Source organism: Niabella aurantiaca DSM 17617 (assembly GCF_000374125.1).
Taxonomy (GTDB): domain Bacteria; phylum Bacteroidota; class Bacteroidia; order Chitinophagales; family Chitinophagaceae; genus Niabella; species Niabella aurantiaca.
The window spans coordinates 444548-459295 of the sequence record NZ_KB893626.1 but is presented as its reverse complement, the minus strand read 5'-3'; the positions used below and the strand labels follow the sequence as shown (position 1 = coordinate 459295).

General features: G+C 48.7%; 14 protein-coding genes. 10 read left to right on the top strand and 4 right to left on the bottom strand.

Features of this window, described 5'->3' with window-relative positions; genetic code table 11:
• The first annotated feature begins 25 nt into the window (after positions 1–25).
• The 3 genes from B160_RS0106975 to B160_RS0106965 all read left to right on the top strand — a co-directional run bounded on the left by B160_RS0106975 (position 26) and on the right by B160_RS0106965 (position 2604).
• Positions 26–496, top strand: coding sequence for a DUF5362 family protein (locus tag B160_RS0106975; RefSeq protein WP_018627179.1), 471 nt, complete (start codon positions 26–28; stop codon positions 494–496).
• A 117-nt stretch (positions 497–613) separates the two neighbouring features.
• Positions 614–1759, top strand: a complete 1146-nt coding sequence (locus tag B160_RS0106970; protein ID WP_018627178.1) for a DmpA family aminopeptidase — start codon at positions 614–616, stop codon at positions 1757–1759.
• Positions 1756–2604, top strand: coding sequence for an aminotransferase class IV (locus B160_RS0106965; RefSeq protein ID WP_018627177.1), 849 nt, complete (start codon positions 1756–1758; stop codon positions 2602–2604). Before B160_RS0106970 ends, B160_RS0106965 begins: the two co-directional genes overlap by 4 nt.
• On the opposite strand, the gene B160_RS0106960 is transcribed toward B160_RS0106965, so the two are convergent.
• From B160_RS0106960 to B160_RS0106945, 4 genes are all read right to left on the bottom strand, one after another.
• Positions 2576–3004: a hypothetical protein gene (locus tag B160_RS0106960; protein ID WP_157557939.1), complete on the bottom strand. Its 429-nt coding sequence runs from the start codon at positions 3002–3004 to the stop codon at positions 2576–2578. The genes B160_RS0106965 and B160_RS0106960 overlap by 29 nt on opposite strands.
• Positions 3005–3377: 373 nt before the next feature.
• On the bottom strand, positions 3378–4424 hold the full coding sequence (gene rlmN / locus B160_RS0106955) for a dual-specificity RNA methyltransferase RlmN (RefSeq protein WP_018627175.1): 1047 nt from the start codon (positions 4422–4424) through the stop codon (positions 3378–3380).
• Between the two features lie 79 nt (positions 4425–4503).
• Positions 4504–5166 carry a response regulator transcription factor gene (locus B160_RS0106950; protein ID WP_018627174.1) on the bottom strand — a complete coding sequence of 221 codons (663 nt, stop codon included), beginning with the start codon at positions 5164–5166 and terminating at the stop codon, positions 4504–4506.
• Positions 5167–5217: 51 nt separating this feature from the next.
• A complete protein-coding gene (locus B160_RS0106945; RefSeq protein WP_169540007.1) occupies positions 5218–7128 on the bottom strand; it encodes an ATP-binding protein in 1911 nt (636 codons plus the stop codon).
• 168 nt (positions 7129–7296) lie between these two features.
• Between B160_RS0106945 and B160_RS0106935 the strand changes: the two genes are divergently transcribed.
• The 7 genes from B160_RS0106935 to B160_RS0106905 all read left to right on the top strand — a co-directional run bounded on the left by B160_RS0106935 (position 7297) and on the right by B160_RS0106905 (position 14645).
• The gene (locus B160_RS0106935) at positions 7297–8370 is read left to right on the top strand and encodes a hypothetical protein (protein ID WP_157557938.1); all 1074 of its coding nucleotides are present in this window, start codon (positions 7297–7299) and stop codon (positions 8368–8370) included.
• A 20-nt stretch (positions 8371–8390) separates the two neighbouring features.
• Positions 8391–8939 carry a hypothetical protein gene (locus tag B160_RS0106930; RefSeq protein WP_018627170.1) on the top strand — a complete coding sequence of 183 codons (549 nt, stop codon included), beginning with the start codon at positions 8391–8393 and terminating at the stop codon, positions 8937–8939.
• 183 nt (positions 8940–9122) lie between these two features.
• Positions 9123–9599: a low molecular weight protein-tyrosine-phosphatase gene (locus tag B160_RS0106925; protein WP_018627169.1), complete on the top strand. Its 477-nt coding sequence runs from the start codon at positions 9123–9125 to the stop codon at positions 9597–9599.
• A gap of 33 nt (positions 9600–9632) precedes the next feature.
• A complete protein-coding gene (gene hisS, locus B160_RS0106920; RefSeq protein ID WP_018627168.1) occupies positions 9633–11003 on the top strand; it encodes a histidine--tRNA ligase in 1371 nt (456 codons plus the stop codon).
• An 82-nt stretch (positions 11004–11085) separates the two neighbouring features.
• Positions 11086–12789 (top strand): DUF4836 family protein, encoded by a 1704-nt coding sequence (locus tag B160_RS0106915; RefSeq protein WP_245562158.1) that lies wholly within the window; start codon positions 11086–11088, stop codon positions 12787–12789.
• A gap of 11 nt (positions 12790–12800) precedes the next feature.
• Positions 12801–13442, top strand: a complete 642-nt coding sequence (locus B160_RS0106910; protein WP_018627166.1) for an ATP-binding cassette domain-containing protein — start codon at positions 12801–12803, stop codon at positions 13440–13442.
• A gap of 9 nt (positions 13443–13451) precedes the next feature.
• The gene (locus B160_RS0106905) at positions 13452–14645 is read left to right on the top strand and encodes an FtsX-like permease family protein (protein ID WP_018627165.1); all 1194 of its coding nucleotides are present in this window, start codon (positions 13452–13454) and stop codon (positions 14643–14645) included.
• Positions 14646–14748 lie beyond the last annotated feature (103 nt).

The following is a 14748-nucleotide window of genomic DNA, read 5'->3' as shown; positions in this document are numbered from 1 at the left end:
TACGTAACGCTTAAAACCAGACAATATGGAAGATCTCTATCAACCCGCTCCCCAGCCGGAGGAAGGTGGGCTTTTTAAACATCTAGAAATCAACGACCAGGGAAAGGCATATATTGACGAAGCCTCCAAATGGGCCCGGTTCCTGGGCATTATCGGCTTTATAGCCCTCTTCTTCATCCTCATAGCCGGCCTGGGTGTGCTTATGGCCGGTTCCGCCCTTGTACAAAACAGCGGGATGCCTTTTTCAGGCGCTTTTCTCGGTTTGATCTACATCATCATGGCCTTGCTTTATTTCTTTCCCTCCCTGTACCTGTATAAATTCGGAAGCGTCACCCGAAGGGCGATACAGGCGGAGAACCTTTCGGATCTGAACGAAGGATTGCGTTACCTCAAAAATTTTTTCCGGTTTACCGGTATCCTCACCATCGTAGTGATCGGGTTTTACATCATTGCGTTTCTCGGCTTTGGTATCGGAGCCGTAACATCCAGGTTCTGATCCCGCCATACAGGTCATTTCCTCTGGCCGGGGTCCATCCTGTAAAGGGTTTACCAGCTCCGCTATTTTTCAATGCTGCAGGAAGCACCTGCGGTTCATTGCCTATATTGAATCCGTATGAAACAGCTATACTGCCTTATTTTTATCCTGATCAGCAATGCCGTGTCCATTATTCCGGTAAAGGCGCAACCAAAAATAACTTCCGGTAGCCCTGTACGGATCGGTGTATTGCCGCGTGGAACCTATAATGCCATTACGGATGTAGCGGGTGTGCAGGTCGGGCATAAAACGCTGATCAGGGGCAGTTCCGTAAGAACGGGCGCAACGGTCGTACTGCCGCATGGCGGAAATCTCTTCCGGGAAAAAGTGCCCGCAGCCGTTTATGTAGGTAACGGGTTTGGCAAGCTGGCAGGCATTACACAGATCCGGGAGCTGGGGAATATCGAGAGCCCGGTGATCCTTACCAACACCCTGAATGTAGCAGCTGGTATCAATGCAGGCGTCAGTTACACACTTGCACAAAAAGGGAACCAGGATGTACAAAGCGTCAACATCGTGGTAGGAGAAACCAACGACGGCTATCTCAATGACATCCGGGGCAGGCATGTTACCGAGGAAGACATCCTTGAAACCATTCACATCGCAAAACCGGGAGCCGTGGAGCAGGGCAATACAGGTGCCGGCACCGGAACCGTTTGCTTTGGATTTAAAGGAGGGATCGGGTCTGCATCAAGAGTGCTTCCCAAAACGTTGGGAGGATATACTGTTGGCGTTCTGGTTCAGGCCAATTTTGGCGGGGTGCTGGAAATTGCCGGGGTGCCCGTGGGTAAAGAACTGGGCCGTTACTTTTTAAGCGACCGGCTCAATAATCCTGCAGACGGAAGTTGCATGATCGTTCTTGCCACTGACGCCCCGCTGCAGGCCCACAGCCTGGAGCGCCTGGCCAAACGGGCCTTTATGGGACTGGCCAAAACCGGTGGTATTGCCAGTAACGGCAGCGGCGACTATGTCATCGCTTTTTCCACCCACCCTTCTGTCCGGATCCCTCACCAATCGGAGCAACCACTGCATACGGCAACCACCCTCTTTAACGACGACCTTTCGCCCCTGTTCCTTGCAGCCATTGAAGCCACCGAAGAGGCCATCGTGAATGCGCTCTTTGCCGCAAAAACAATGACCGGCCGCAATGGAAATAAAGTGGAAGCGCTGCCAAAGGAAGCCGTAATTTCGATATTAAAAAAATACAACCGGTACCAGCCATGAGATGGACATTCGTAAACAATGACTTTGCAGGAGAGGGAAGATCAGTGATTCAGACCAATGACCTGGCCATACAACGGGGATATGCCGTTTTTGATTATTTCAGGACCATCAACAATCAGCCCCTGTTCCTGGACGATTACCTGGATCGTTTTTTTAACTCTGCAAAGGAACTCTCAATTTCCATTCCGCACCCCCAGGCGGCCGTAAAAGAGATCATTTCGCAACTCATCAAAAAAAACAATATCCCCCAAAGCGGCATCCGGATGATCGCAACAGGCGGTTACGCACCCGATAACTACACGCCGGTGCAGGGAAACTTTATCCTGCAGCAGCAGCCCCTGGCATTACCGGACAGCATTCAATTTGAACAGGGTATAAAGATCATGACGTATGCCTATCAGCGGGACCTCCCCGCGGTAAAGTCCACCAATTATGTTATGGGCATCTGGCTGCAAAAACGGTTAAAAGAAAAGGGGCTGGATGATGTGCTCTATTTTCAGAACAACATCATTTCAGAATTTCCGCGCGCCAATATTTTTATGGTAACACCGCAGGGACAGCTTGTAACGCCTGCGCACAATATACTGGCCGGCGTTACCCGCAAAAAAACACTTGCATTTGCCGGTGGGATCCTGCCTGCCGAAACACGTGATATATCCCTTACCGAACTAAAACAGGCAGCCGAGGTCTTCATGACCAGCACCACCAAACGCATTTTACCGGTAACAGAAATTGACGGCATCCGCATCGGAAACGGGAAGGCTGGCGCCCTGACCCGGCAGCTACGGGAACAGTTCATCCGGCTCGGAGAGTCGGTTACTGGATCCGCACATAGCCCGTCTTAGAACCGCCATCGGTTGGAAAAAAGCCCTGGAGCAGGTAAAGGGTGTCGTTGGAGAACTGGTAAAATACCTTTTGCCCCGGGTCAGATTCAAATATGATCCGGGATTCAAACTGTCCTTCCGGTATCACCAGTCCAACAGTAGCCTCGGCACTCTTGTCTTTTACCAGGCTGAAGGTGCCGGTTTTTTTTACTTCGTTATTTTCCAGGCGCACATAATGGTTATTGTTGAACTGCAGCTGATTTCCGTTCCCTTCCGGGTAAGTCGTCAAAGGCATATCACCCCAGGTAGTTCTCATCTCCCATTTGCCCTCAAGTGTGGTTGGTTGGTTATCTGCAGATTTCTCACAGGCAGCCATCAGCAGTGTGAGGCCAAGAATGGGCAGCAATTGTGTAGCTTTCATAATCATTCAGGTTTTGTTTATGATCAGAAACGTTTTTTCTTTCAAAAACGCAACAGGTCGTCCATGCCATTTTTACGCGTTTCACTTTCCGTTGTCCTGACCGGTTTTCGAGTTATTTACTTACAGGGACCCCGGCAAAGAAGAGGATCTCTTTTTATACGTATGTGGGCGGCTGCCATCCGTTGGGAAATAACCGCAAACAATTATGCTCATAGCATACACAGATTTTTACAGAAATCCTTAAGAGTCGGAGACCGGGTAAATAAGGAGGTGCGAGAATTACACCGATCACAAAATAGCTACAACAAATCTGTGAACATCCGTGTAATCCGAGAGAAAACTAACATATGCACACTTTTCCCTGCTAGCCATCTCAGTTGCCCTTATTGGCCAGCTGGCCACAGGCGGCATCGATGTCTTTTCCCCTGCTGCGGCGCAACCGGGCATTTACCCTGTTTTTTTCCAGGTAGCTCATAAAAGCTTCTACTTTTTCCTCGGAAGGCTTGGTGAATTTTGCAAATTCGATGGGGTTGTATTCGATCAGGTTCACCAGATCGGCCGGCACCTGGCGGTAAATTTTGATCAGCTCATCCGCATCTTCCAGCGAATCATTAAAATTATTAAAGAGGATATACTCAAAAGTGATCTCGTTCTTCGTTTGCTTATAAAAATAATTGAGCGCTTCAATAAGCGACTGAATATTATTGCTGTCGTTAATGGGCATGATCTCGTGGCGCTTCCTGTCAGTGGCCGCATGCAGCGACAGCGCCAGCTTGAATTTCACCCGGTCATCGCCCAGCTGCCGGATCTGCTTGGCCACCCCGGCTGTGGAAACGGTGATCCTCCGCGGGCTCATGCCGAGGGCATCGGGGGAAGTGATCTTTTCGATCGCTTTTAAAACGTTCTTATAGTTCAGTAACGGTTCTCCCATGCCCATAAATACGATGTTTGTCAGCTTTTTATCATACACTTCCAGCGACTGCTGGTTGATCAGTGCCACTTCATCATAGATCTCGTCAAAGCTCAGGTTCCTTTTCCGCTCAATATAACCGGTAGCGCAGAATTTACAGCTGAGGCTGCAACCGATCTGTGAACTGACGCAGGCCGTTTTGCGCTCGTCAGTAGGGATCAGTACCCCCTCTGTCAGGTGGCCCTCAACGGTTTTAAAGCGGGATTTGATGGTGCCATCTTCTGAATGCTGCGTGGTATCAATCCTCAGCGCCGGAAAATCAAACCGGTCAGCCAGTTTCTGCCGCAGCTCCTTGCTGATATTGCTCATCGCGTCAAAATCTTGTACCGGCTTCAGCCACAACCAGTCGTAAACCTGTTTTGCCCGGAATTTTTTCTCCCCGATGGATAAAAAATAATCCTCCAGGTCGGTAAGACTGAGGGTGCGGATGTTCTGCTGCTTTGTGTTCATCCGGCAAAGATACGCCGGTTTTCGGTTCGCGGGTTTTGATTTGCCGCCGGTGCCCGGTAAGTTTTACCTCTTTTCTTTACTACTCCCTTCCAAATACCCTGATCGCCTGTGCTTTTGAGGTTACGTGCAGCTTCCTGTAGATGTTGGCAATATGGTTGCGGATGGTGTTGGGGCTCACGTTCATCTGTTGTCCTATTTCCTTGTATTCCAACCCATCGACCAACAAGGTCAGTACTTCCTTTTCACGACCGCTCAGCTTAAATTCGTCCGTTTCCTGTTTTGACGTACTACCTTTCAGATCAAGGGTGGCATTCATCAGCATGTTCAGGGCGCGCCGGGCAATGCTGGGCGACATAGGAGCACCCTCCTCATCCATTAATTGCGTGATGGCCTTTTTAATCGCTTCGATGGGTTCGTCTTTCAGCAGATAACCACTGGCGCCTGCTTTTATAGCATTGAAGATCTTTGCGTCTTCATCAAAAATAGTGAGCATCAAAAACCGGGTTTGCGGATAGCGTTTTTTCCCCTGCAACACTGCTTCCACTCCATCCATTACCGGCATATCAATATCCATCAGTACCACATCCGGACAAACAGATTTACGGGCTTCCATCATTTTCTCCAGGAAATCTTTACCATTTTCAGCCGTAAATAATACCTCGTATTTGCCGGCTTCGCTCAGTTTTTCCTGCAAGGTCTTCCTCAAATGTTTCTTATCGTCTGTGATGGCAATATGGATCATATGGTTTTTACTTAAAATTACGGTTGCCCTTCATGAAATAAAATAGTGCATCTATACTATCAACCTGTAGTGTGTGCCATTACCCGCAGCGGTTTCCATGATAAGCTCAATTCCGAATTCCCCGGCACGCTTCCGGATGTTTTGCAAACCATAGCCCTCCTCCTTCTGTAGTGCCGCATCAAACCCCATCCCGTTATCGCCGATAGCAATCATCAGTTTTGCCGTATCTGACCGCAGATCTACTTTCAGTTCATCTGCCAGGCTGTACTTAAATGCATTGGTAAGGATTTCCTGGCAAATACGGTACAGGTTCAGACCCAGCAATGCATTCAGCTCTTTTCCGGCTTGTACGCTTTCCGTGAACACAATTTTCACATCGCCGCGGTTAAAAAGGTTCCGGACATACAGTTTTAGTTTGTCAGAAAAATCCTGCAGGGAGATATTGGCATCGCTGATGGCCCAGATGGTTTCACGCAGGCTGCCGATAACACTGCGTACCGACAGGTCGATGTTTGCTGCGATCTCGGCCCGTTTTTCTTTATTTTCCTCATGAATGCCGTCGAGCGAATAAATGATATACGACAGCTGCCCGCCTACATTATCGTGCAGGTCGCGGGCAATGCGTTCTTTTTCCTTTTGCAGATCGGCAATGGCTTTCAGCTCGCTTTCTCTTCTGCGCAAACGTATCCGTGTTACCCAGCCAAACATCAATGCTGCCACAAACAACGTCGATGCCACAAGTATATAAATGGTGCGGTTTTTATTGCTGATGCGCGCCTCCTTTAAAGCATTTTCGTTCTTTAATAACTTATTTTCGTTTTCCTTTTTTTCCGTTTCATATTGCACGCGCATGTTAGCGATCGCTTCGCTGTTTGCTTTTTCAAACAGGGTGTCTTTAAGACTGCCCAACAACTTGTAGGCACCTGCGGCCTCCTTATAATTTCCCGATGCTTCATAGCCATTAGCCAGCGACAGGTACAACATGGGCAGCTTTGCATCAATGTTGTTTTCTTTTGCAATGGCCAATGCCTCCTTGCTTGTTTTAATACCCGCCCCGGTATTTCCCATCGCGTTATAAAGGGTTGCCAGCGTGGCCATATCAGACACAACAAAAAACGGGTTGCCCACTTTCTGCCTGAGTGATTTTGCATGCAGCAATTTTTCCAATGCTTCCCTGTATTTTTTTTCTTCCATCAATGCCGTTCCCAGGATGTTCAGCCCATTGGCAGCAGTAGCATAGTCGTTAACCTTCAATGCGGCGGCTATCCCTTTGTTGGTGTACAGGTAAGCAGAATCGGTTTCCCCTTTTGCACCGTAACAGGATGCCATGTTGTTATAAATCTTGGGCACATAAAACGGGGGTACCGCTGTGGAATACTGTTCCGCCAGCAATTTTGCGGTATTAAACTCGGCTATGGCCCGGTCGAATTGAAACAGCTCCATATACACCCAGCCAATATTGGTAATGGCCGCCACTCTTCCATAAACGGAACCGTTCTGCTCGCTTATTTTCAGCAATTCATAAAATGTGTTCAGGGCTTCCTGCTGTTTGTTCAACTGCATCAGGCAACCACCCCTGAGGCGCCAGAAGTCAATGACCAGATCTGCGTTCTTTTTATCATGCTGCAGCTGCACCATCGCTTTTTCGCAAATAGCAAGACCCTCTTTTGCCCGGCCGGTACTGGTAAAATACTGGGCTATTAACAACTGTGCCCGGTATTGCCGTTGCTGATCGCTGTGTGCCTTTGCCAGCGTTTCGAGCTGTGCGGCAAAATGGTAGGCAGAATCGGGAGCGGAGTTCTGGTAACGTTGGCATATGTCGTAGAGGATGTCCGCCTTTTGCTCGTAACCCGATGCGGTCTTCAGCCTCTTCAGCAAAACGGAAGTTCCCTGCTGCTGGCCAAAAGCCAAAAAGCCGGTAAACAACAGCAGGGTTGATGATAAGAATTGTTTCATTCTCATAGCAGTGTCCATTTCTATCGCAAGTTTACAAAATATTTGCCATGCGGCGAATTCCCGTATAGTACATCTGCACTATTGTTTACCTGCAATTTTCTTTCGTGATTTGCGGTGAAATAGCTGCCGGTCTTATCATTGAGATCCCTTTCAAAACTTTCAAAAACAATAAAAATGAACCAAACAACTTCTTTACATGACGGCATCCGCCATTCAAAGATCCCCGGATCGGCGATAACGAACCATTTAAAGCACGCTGCCCACCTGCTACCCATTATCTTGCTTATTTTCTGCAGCCTGACCCATTTAGCGGGTTATGCCCAGGTAAGCACGGAAGATAAACAGAATGCCGAAAAACTAAAGCTGATGCTGGCGGGTACTTTTGCAAAGCCGAAAATACTCCCCAATCTTCAAAAGTTTGCCATTGCCCAACTCAGCATAACCTATAAGCTGAATACCAGCGAATCGACGATTGGTAAGGAAAGAAGCACCGGCGCTATTGCCGGAGCAAAGCTGAAAGCCTTCCTCGAAACCACAGACGGGCAGCTGACACAGGAAGACTTCCAGGAGATCACCGACTATTTTTATCATTCCTTTCAAAAGAAACTGAAGGCGGCAGGAATCGATACCGTATCCTGGGGCGTCATTACCAATACCGATTTTTATAAAAAACAGGACGATAAGAAGCCGGAATTCGACAGGGAGCAGGTAATCATAGCTACCAATGCCAACAACGGGAATACGCTGTGGGGCGGCAAAACGGGATTTGCTTTTGGCAAGGCCAAAAAAGCCATGCGCTTTTGTGATGAACTGGGAGCCGACGCCGGCTATTTTTATCTTACGTTGGATTTTGCCGATATTTTGCTGGACGTAAAAATCAAAAGTTCCGAAAAGCAGCATATTTATACAATTGAAAAAACAAGGTCGTTCAAATATTCCGGCACAGTAATTCCTCAAATGGTTGTGAGCGCCAACACCAGAGCCAACGCTGCATTATCCATGCTTCTAAACGGGAAAGGCGGAGTAGAGACAATAGTGATCATGAACAACCTTGAAGGGGATGAAAGCTATTCCGAAAAAATATCACAGGACCCCTCTCGCCTGAAACGGAACGGATTTGCCTTTGCCAAATCCTTAAACCCGGTAGTGATTGAAACCACCCGGGCAAAATACAGGGAAGCAGCAAAACGATCGCTCGATAAATATGCCGATGCATTTATTGCGAAATCCATCCTGCTGAAAAAATAATCTTCATAAAAAAAACGATCATGACAAAAAGCAAAACGACCTGCAACATTTTCTTTACCGCCATTCTGCTGGCAGCGTTCACTTTTACCGCGTGTAAAAAATCCGGTGCCGGCGATGATTCCGATGCCAGCCTGGGCAAGGCCTCCATCCGGTTCTCTACCAGCAAAGCATTTGGGGGCAAAAATGAATTTAAATCCAATTCCGTTACAGGAGGCCTGGTGTCGAAAGTAAACACGGTAAACAAAACACAGATCAGTATTACCGCTGTCCAGATGAACGGAACACAGATCGGCACGGCCATGCTGGTGATACACCTACCCCAGGGACAAACCGGGGCTATCAGCGGTAAATTTGAGAATGGCAGCACCGCCAGTACACAGGCCGTGCTTACCATTGGCATTTCCAATGCCGGCGCCAGCCAGGAAGCCTACGCTTCCAAGACCGGCAATTTCAGCATCACCAGGCTCACCGATAACGAAATTGAAGGAACCTTTGATGCCTACTGTATCAACGAAACAACCAATGCCAATATCAATCTGAGCAGCGGAAAATTCTCCGGAAAATTTTAACGACGCCGATAACCGTTTCACCCACCGTACACCAGCGTGTCCGGTCAAAACCCCTCCAACCCGGGGGTTTTGTTCTTTTCAGCCCGTACAGCTTCCGCAAGCCGGCACAGCGGGGCCGGGTGAAAACAGGAATTGCCCGAAACGGCAAAATAAAAAACAAAAAACGATGGTTATCTTTGCCGCATGAAGATTTTAATGGTATGCCTGGGCAATATTTGCAGAAGCCCGCTGGCGGAGGGGATTTTACAAAAAAAAGCGGCGGAGCAGGGATTGGACTGGGAGATCGACAGCGCCGGAACAAACGGCTATCATACCGGGGAAGCACCGCACCGCCTGTCGCAAAAAGTGGCAGCCTTACACGGGATCGATATTTCAGGGCAGCGGGCAAGAGATTTTGCAGCAGCTGACTTTGACCGGTTCGACAAAATTTACGCAATGGCAGGGGATGTTATTGACGAAATCCGGTATATCGCCCGCAACCGGTTCGACGCCTCAAAAGTACAACTCATCATGAATGAAACGGAGCCCGGCGGAGACCAGGATGTACCCGACCCCTGGTACGGCCCTGAGCCGGGCTATCATGAAGTTTACGACCTGCTGGAAAAAGCCAGCGATGCCATCATTGCAAAATACCGGATGAAAATAGCAAACCCCAAATAGTAAATTCTAAATAACAAATTTTAATTTGTAAGTGTGAGCAAACCATCGTTACCACAAGGAACCAGAGATTTTGACGCGGCAACCGTACGCAAACGCAATTATATTTTTACTACCATAAAAGAAGTTTTTGAGTTGTATGGCTTTCAGCCGCTGGAAACACCGGCCATGGAAAACCTGGATACCCTCATGGGTAAATACGGTGAGGAAGGCGATAAGCTGATCTTTAAGATCCTGAACAACGGGCTGGACAACGCCGGGAAGGCTGACAAAGTAAAGGCCGGCTTTGAAAATGTGATGGCGGGCCGGTCCAGCAAAGATATTACCGAGCGGGCCCTGCGCTATGACCTCACCATTCCTTTTGCCCGCTATGTAGCCATGAACTACAACCAGCTGACCCTTCCCTTTAAACGTTACCAGCTGCAGCCGGTATGGCGGGCCGACCGGCCCCAGAAAGGACGGTACCGGGAATTTTACCAGTGCGATGCAGATGTGGTGGGCAGCCGCTCCCTGATCAACGAGCTGGAACTGGCCGCTATTTACGCCACTGTTTTTCAGAAGCTGGACCTCCCGGTAGAGATACGGATCAATAACCGGAAGATACTCACCGCATTGGCGGCACAGTGCGGCGGCACCGAAAAAATGATCGACATCGCTATCGCCATTGATAAGCTGGACAAGATCGGCTTGGATAAAGTAAAGGAAGAGCTGGCCGGAAGAGGCCTTTCAGACAGTCAGACCCTCCTCATTCAGCAGTTCCTTGAGATCGGCGGAACCAACGAAGAGAAACTGGCACGGCTGAAATCCATCTTTGCCGGGAACAGCACCGGGCAGGAGGGGGTCCGGGAGCTGGAATACATTATTGAAAGATCCCAAATCGCAAATCCCAAATCGCAAATCTCGATAGACGTCACCCTGGCCCGTGGTCTGAATTATTATACCGGAACTATTTTTGAAGTAAAGGCCCTGGGCGTACAGATCGGGAGCATTGGTGGCGGTGGCCGCTATGACGACCTCACCGGCCTGTTTGGAGTACCCGACGTGCCCGGTGTGGGCATTTCTTTTGGCGTTGACCGGATCTATGACGTACTTACCGAGTTAAACCTGTTCCCTGCCGACGTTCATAACGGAACCCGCCTGTTGTTTTTTAACTTAGGCATTGCCGAGGCCCAAAAGGCGTTTGAGCTGATGCAGGAACTGCGCTCAGCGGGGATCGCATGTGAACTTTTTCATGAACCGGTAAAATTTGATAAACAATTCAAATATGCCGATAAAAAAGCGATCCCTTATGTGGCCATCCTGGGCAGCAAAGAACTGGAAGCCGGGGAGATCATCATAAAAAATTTACATTCCGGCGAACAAAAACAGGTGACCTTTGGCGATTTAGGGAATTATAGCTTTGAGTAGGGATGAAAAGCTGCCGGGTAGGATGTTTATGAGTACGGAAGCAGGCAGATTCAAAAAACACAAACAACAAAACCAACATATCATGACAAACGTGAAAAACAAAGGCTTGCTCCTTTTAAGCATCAGCCTCGTACTTTTGATTACTGCCTGTAATAAGGGAGGCAAAACCGGATTACTGGTACCCAATGACGCCGGTATGGTGCTCCATGTGGACCTCACTTCCCTTTCCTCCAAGCTGACCTGGGCAGAGATCAAACAAACTGCCTGGTTCACGAAAGCCCTGAATCAAACTACGGATTCCCTGGCAAAACAGCTGCTCAACGATCCGGAAACCTCGGGTATTGACCCCAGGGGCAGCCTGGTGGTATTCATGAAACGCAATGGCAGCAATGGCTACGTTGCATTTGAAGGAACCCTGAAAGACGCTGCCAAATTTTCCAAAGTAATTGAAGAGGGTGGCAAGGGAAATATAAAGATCGAAAAGGACGGGGAATACAATTTTGTAAGATCTCCGGATAACGACAATGCTGTTGTGTACTTTAACGACAGGTTATTCGTTGCCATTATCGACGCATCCGGCGTTAGCAAAGGACTGGCCGGCGGACGCAACGGTTTTGGAGGGCGCGCCGAAAAATACCCGCTGGACAGTCTGAAGCTCTTCGCCAAAAGTACCTTCCAGCTGAAAGGCAGCAAATTACTGGACAGCGACAAACGCTTTGCCGAACTGATCGGCGATAAGGCCGACATGCACTTCTGGGTAAACAGCGGCAACCTTTATAGCGGGCTGGCCGGCGGCATCATGGCAATGATGAAATTCAACGCACTGCTGGACGGCGCCATTACGGCCGGTAAGGCCAATTTTGACAATGGGAAAATCACCGCGGATATGAGGAACTACTACGGAAAAGAAATGACCGACCTGCTGAAGAAAAACAACGGCAGCAACATTACCGAAGAAACCATCAGCCACTTACCGGAGCAGGATGTGCTGGCTGCATTCAGCATGAGCTATGCCCCATCCTACATAAAAGACCTGATCAAACTTTTAGGATTTGATGGCATCGCAAACGCGGGGCTGGCACAACTGGGAATCAGCATAGACGATTTTACCAAAGCAAACGGAGGTACCCAATCCTTTGCCTTAACAGATGTTACCGTAACCGGCAAACCTGCTGCCATTACGCTGGACAATGGCGAAACCATTTCTTACGAAAAAGATGATACCAAATTTGATTTCGTATTCGGCTCTTCAGTAGGCGATCAACCGAGCTTCCAAAAGCTGATCGATGCCTTTAAAAAGACAATGGATAAAGAGATGCCGGTAAAGGACAGTACCCTGGAGCGTATCAAGAACCGGCTCACAGACAAATGGTTTGCCCTTGGCGGTTCGGATGCCGAAGTGGACGCCTTCCTTGCGGGCGGCAAAAAACCGCCTTATGCACAAGCATTTACCGGTCATAGCATGGGCGGATATGTGAACCTGCAGAAGATCTTCACCACCATTATGGCCAACAGCAAAAAAGATACGGCCTATAAAAAGAACCTGGAAATTTCTGCCAATTTCTGGAAAACGATCACCATGCATTCCGATATCAAGGGTGGAGAGGCCATCAGCAAAATAGAGATCAACCTGGCAGACACCCAGACCAACGCCCTGAAGCAATTGAACCAGTACATCGACAAAATGTACCAGGCCATTCCTGAAAAAGAGGGGATCGTGGTTAGCGATATCCCCGGCGATGCAACAATAGCAGATACAACGGCTGTTGTGTCCCCAGTAAATTAATCAATGCCTTCATGACGCTTGAAATACAGAATTTATTACCGGTATATTTTGAAGAGGAGCGCAAATCCACCTCAGAGATCTGGGGAAAGGAGCGCTCCTTTTCCAATGGTGACCTTGTGAATATTGTAGCACCTTCCGGTACCGGTAAAACATCGCTGATCCATTTTCTTTATAAAATGAGGGAAAGCTACAGCGGCACGGTGCTGTATGATGACAAGCCGCTACAACAGTTCAGCAGGGAAGAGACCGCCGCTCTCCGCAAAGATCATGTAAGCATTATCCTGCAGGACATGCGGCTTTTTGAGGAACAGACCATTCTCGAAAACCTGGAGATCAAACGGCAGCTCAGCCCTTACCATCCGCAGGAACGGATCATCGAAATGGCCCGGCGACTTGGTGTTGATCACCGGCTGAACGCCCTGGCCAAAAATTGCTCCTATGGTGAGCAGCAACGGTCGGTGATCATCCGGGCGCTGTTGCAGCCTTTTGACGTTCTATTGATGGATGAGCCTTTCAGTCACCTGGACAATGCCAACTCAAAAAAAGCTACAGAGCTGATCCTTGAGGAGACCGCCCATAGAAAGGCCCTGGTCATTTTTGCGGAACTTGAAAAGGCCGGCAGTTTTCCGGCAACGCATTTGTATCATTTGTAAATCTTTATTGTGGCATTATCCTTTAAGCCCATAAAACCTTTATTGCATACCGGCACCAACGCCTCATCGCGCTGGTTTTCCTATATTGGTCTGGGCGTTGGCGTACTGTTGCTTTTATGCTCGGTGCAGATGTTCATCAACATCCAGCAATTGCTGAAGGAAGGCAGTATCCGTAAAGACGGTTTTGATTTTGTGTCCATCACCAAAAACATCACCAATGAAACCATGGGACAGCCGGAGAAGAACCTGTTTCATGCCGATGAGATCGAAGCAGTAAAAAAGCAACCGTTCATCGCCGGCGTATCACCCCTGCTGGCCAATGATTTCCGGGTACAGCTAAGCGCGGGGAGCGTACTGCCCTTCAGTACCGATATGTTCCTGGAAGCCCTGGATAATGACTTTATTGACACCTTGCCGCCGAATTTCGCCTGGAAGGAAGGCGATCAGCAGATCCCTATTATTTTATCATCCGATTTTTTTGAGATCTACAACATCTTTGCGCCCGGCCAGGGCCTGCCCCAGCTTTCTAAAGAAACAGCAATGGGCATCCCCGTACAAATCACCTGCTACGGGAGGGACAATGCATTTACCTTTTCAGGCAGAATTGTTGCCTTCAGCGACCGGGTGAACTCCGTACTGGTACCCAAGAATTTTCTGCAGTGGGCCAATAAGACCTTTTCCCATAAAGAACGCCAGGACGCCAGCCGCCTGTTCCTCAAATTAAAGGATGTCAATGATCCGCAGCTGGTCCGTTATCTCGACGCCCAGGACTATGTGATCAGCCGCGATAAAACCCTGCTGGGGCGTAATAAGATCGTATTACAGGGGATCTTCAGCGGGCTGGGTATTTTTGGACTGCTGGTCGTGATCCTGGCGCTGATGCTGTTTTCGTTCTACCTGCAACTGGTTATTGCCCGCAGCCGGCAAAACCTGGAGCTGTTGCTGACCCTGGGTTACTCGCCACGGTGGCTGGGTAAAAATGTATCCAATCAATTTATTCCCGTCTATATTTTTATTGTGCTGACCGCCCTGCTCTGTACCCAGGTCATGCAATGGGCCTTTCATCATTTTGTGATGTTCAACCGGCCGGAGCTGTCTTCCTTCATAAACTGGACGGTTGTATTACTGGCAGCTGCGCTTGTTTTGATGGCAATAGTTACCAATGCAAGACTGGTAAAAAAACTGCTGTACCGGCTGGGATAATTTTTTGTTCCGGGTTTGATACCCTCCGGCCCGTTCGGGCAGGTTTTTTGTTTCCTGCCCGACGATCTGCAGACGAAGATCTGCTTTTATCTGATAATACGTT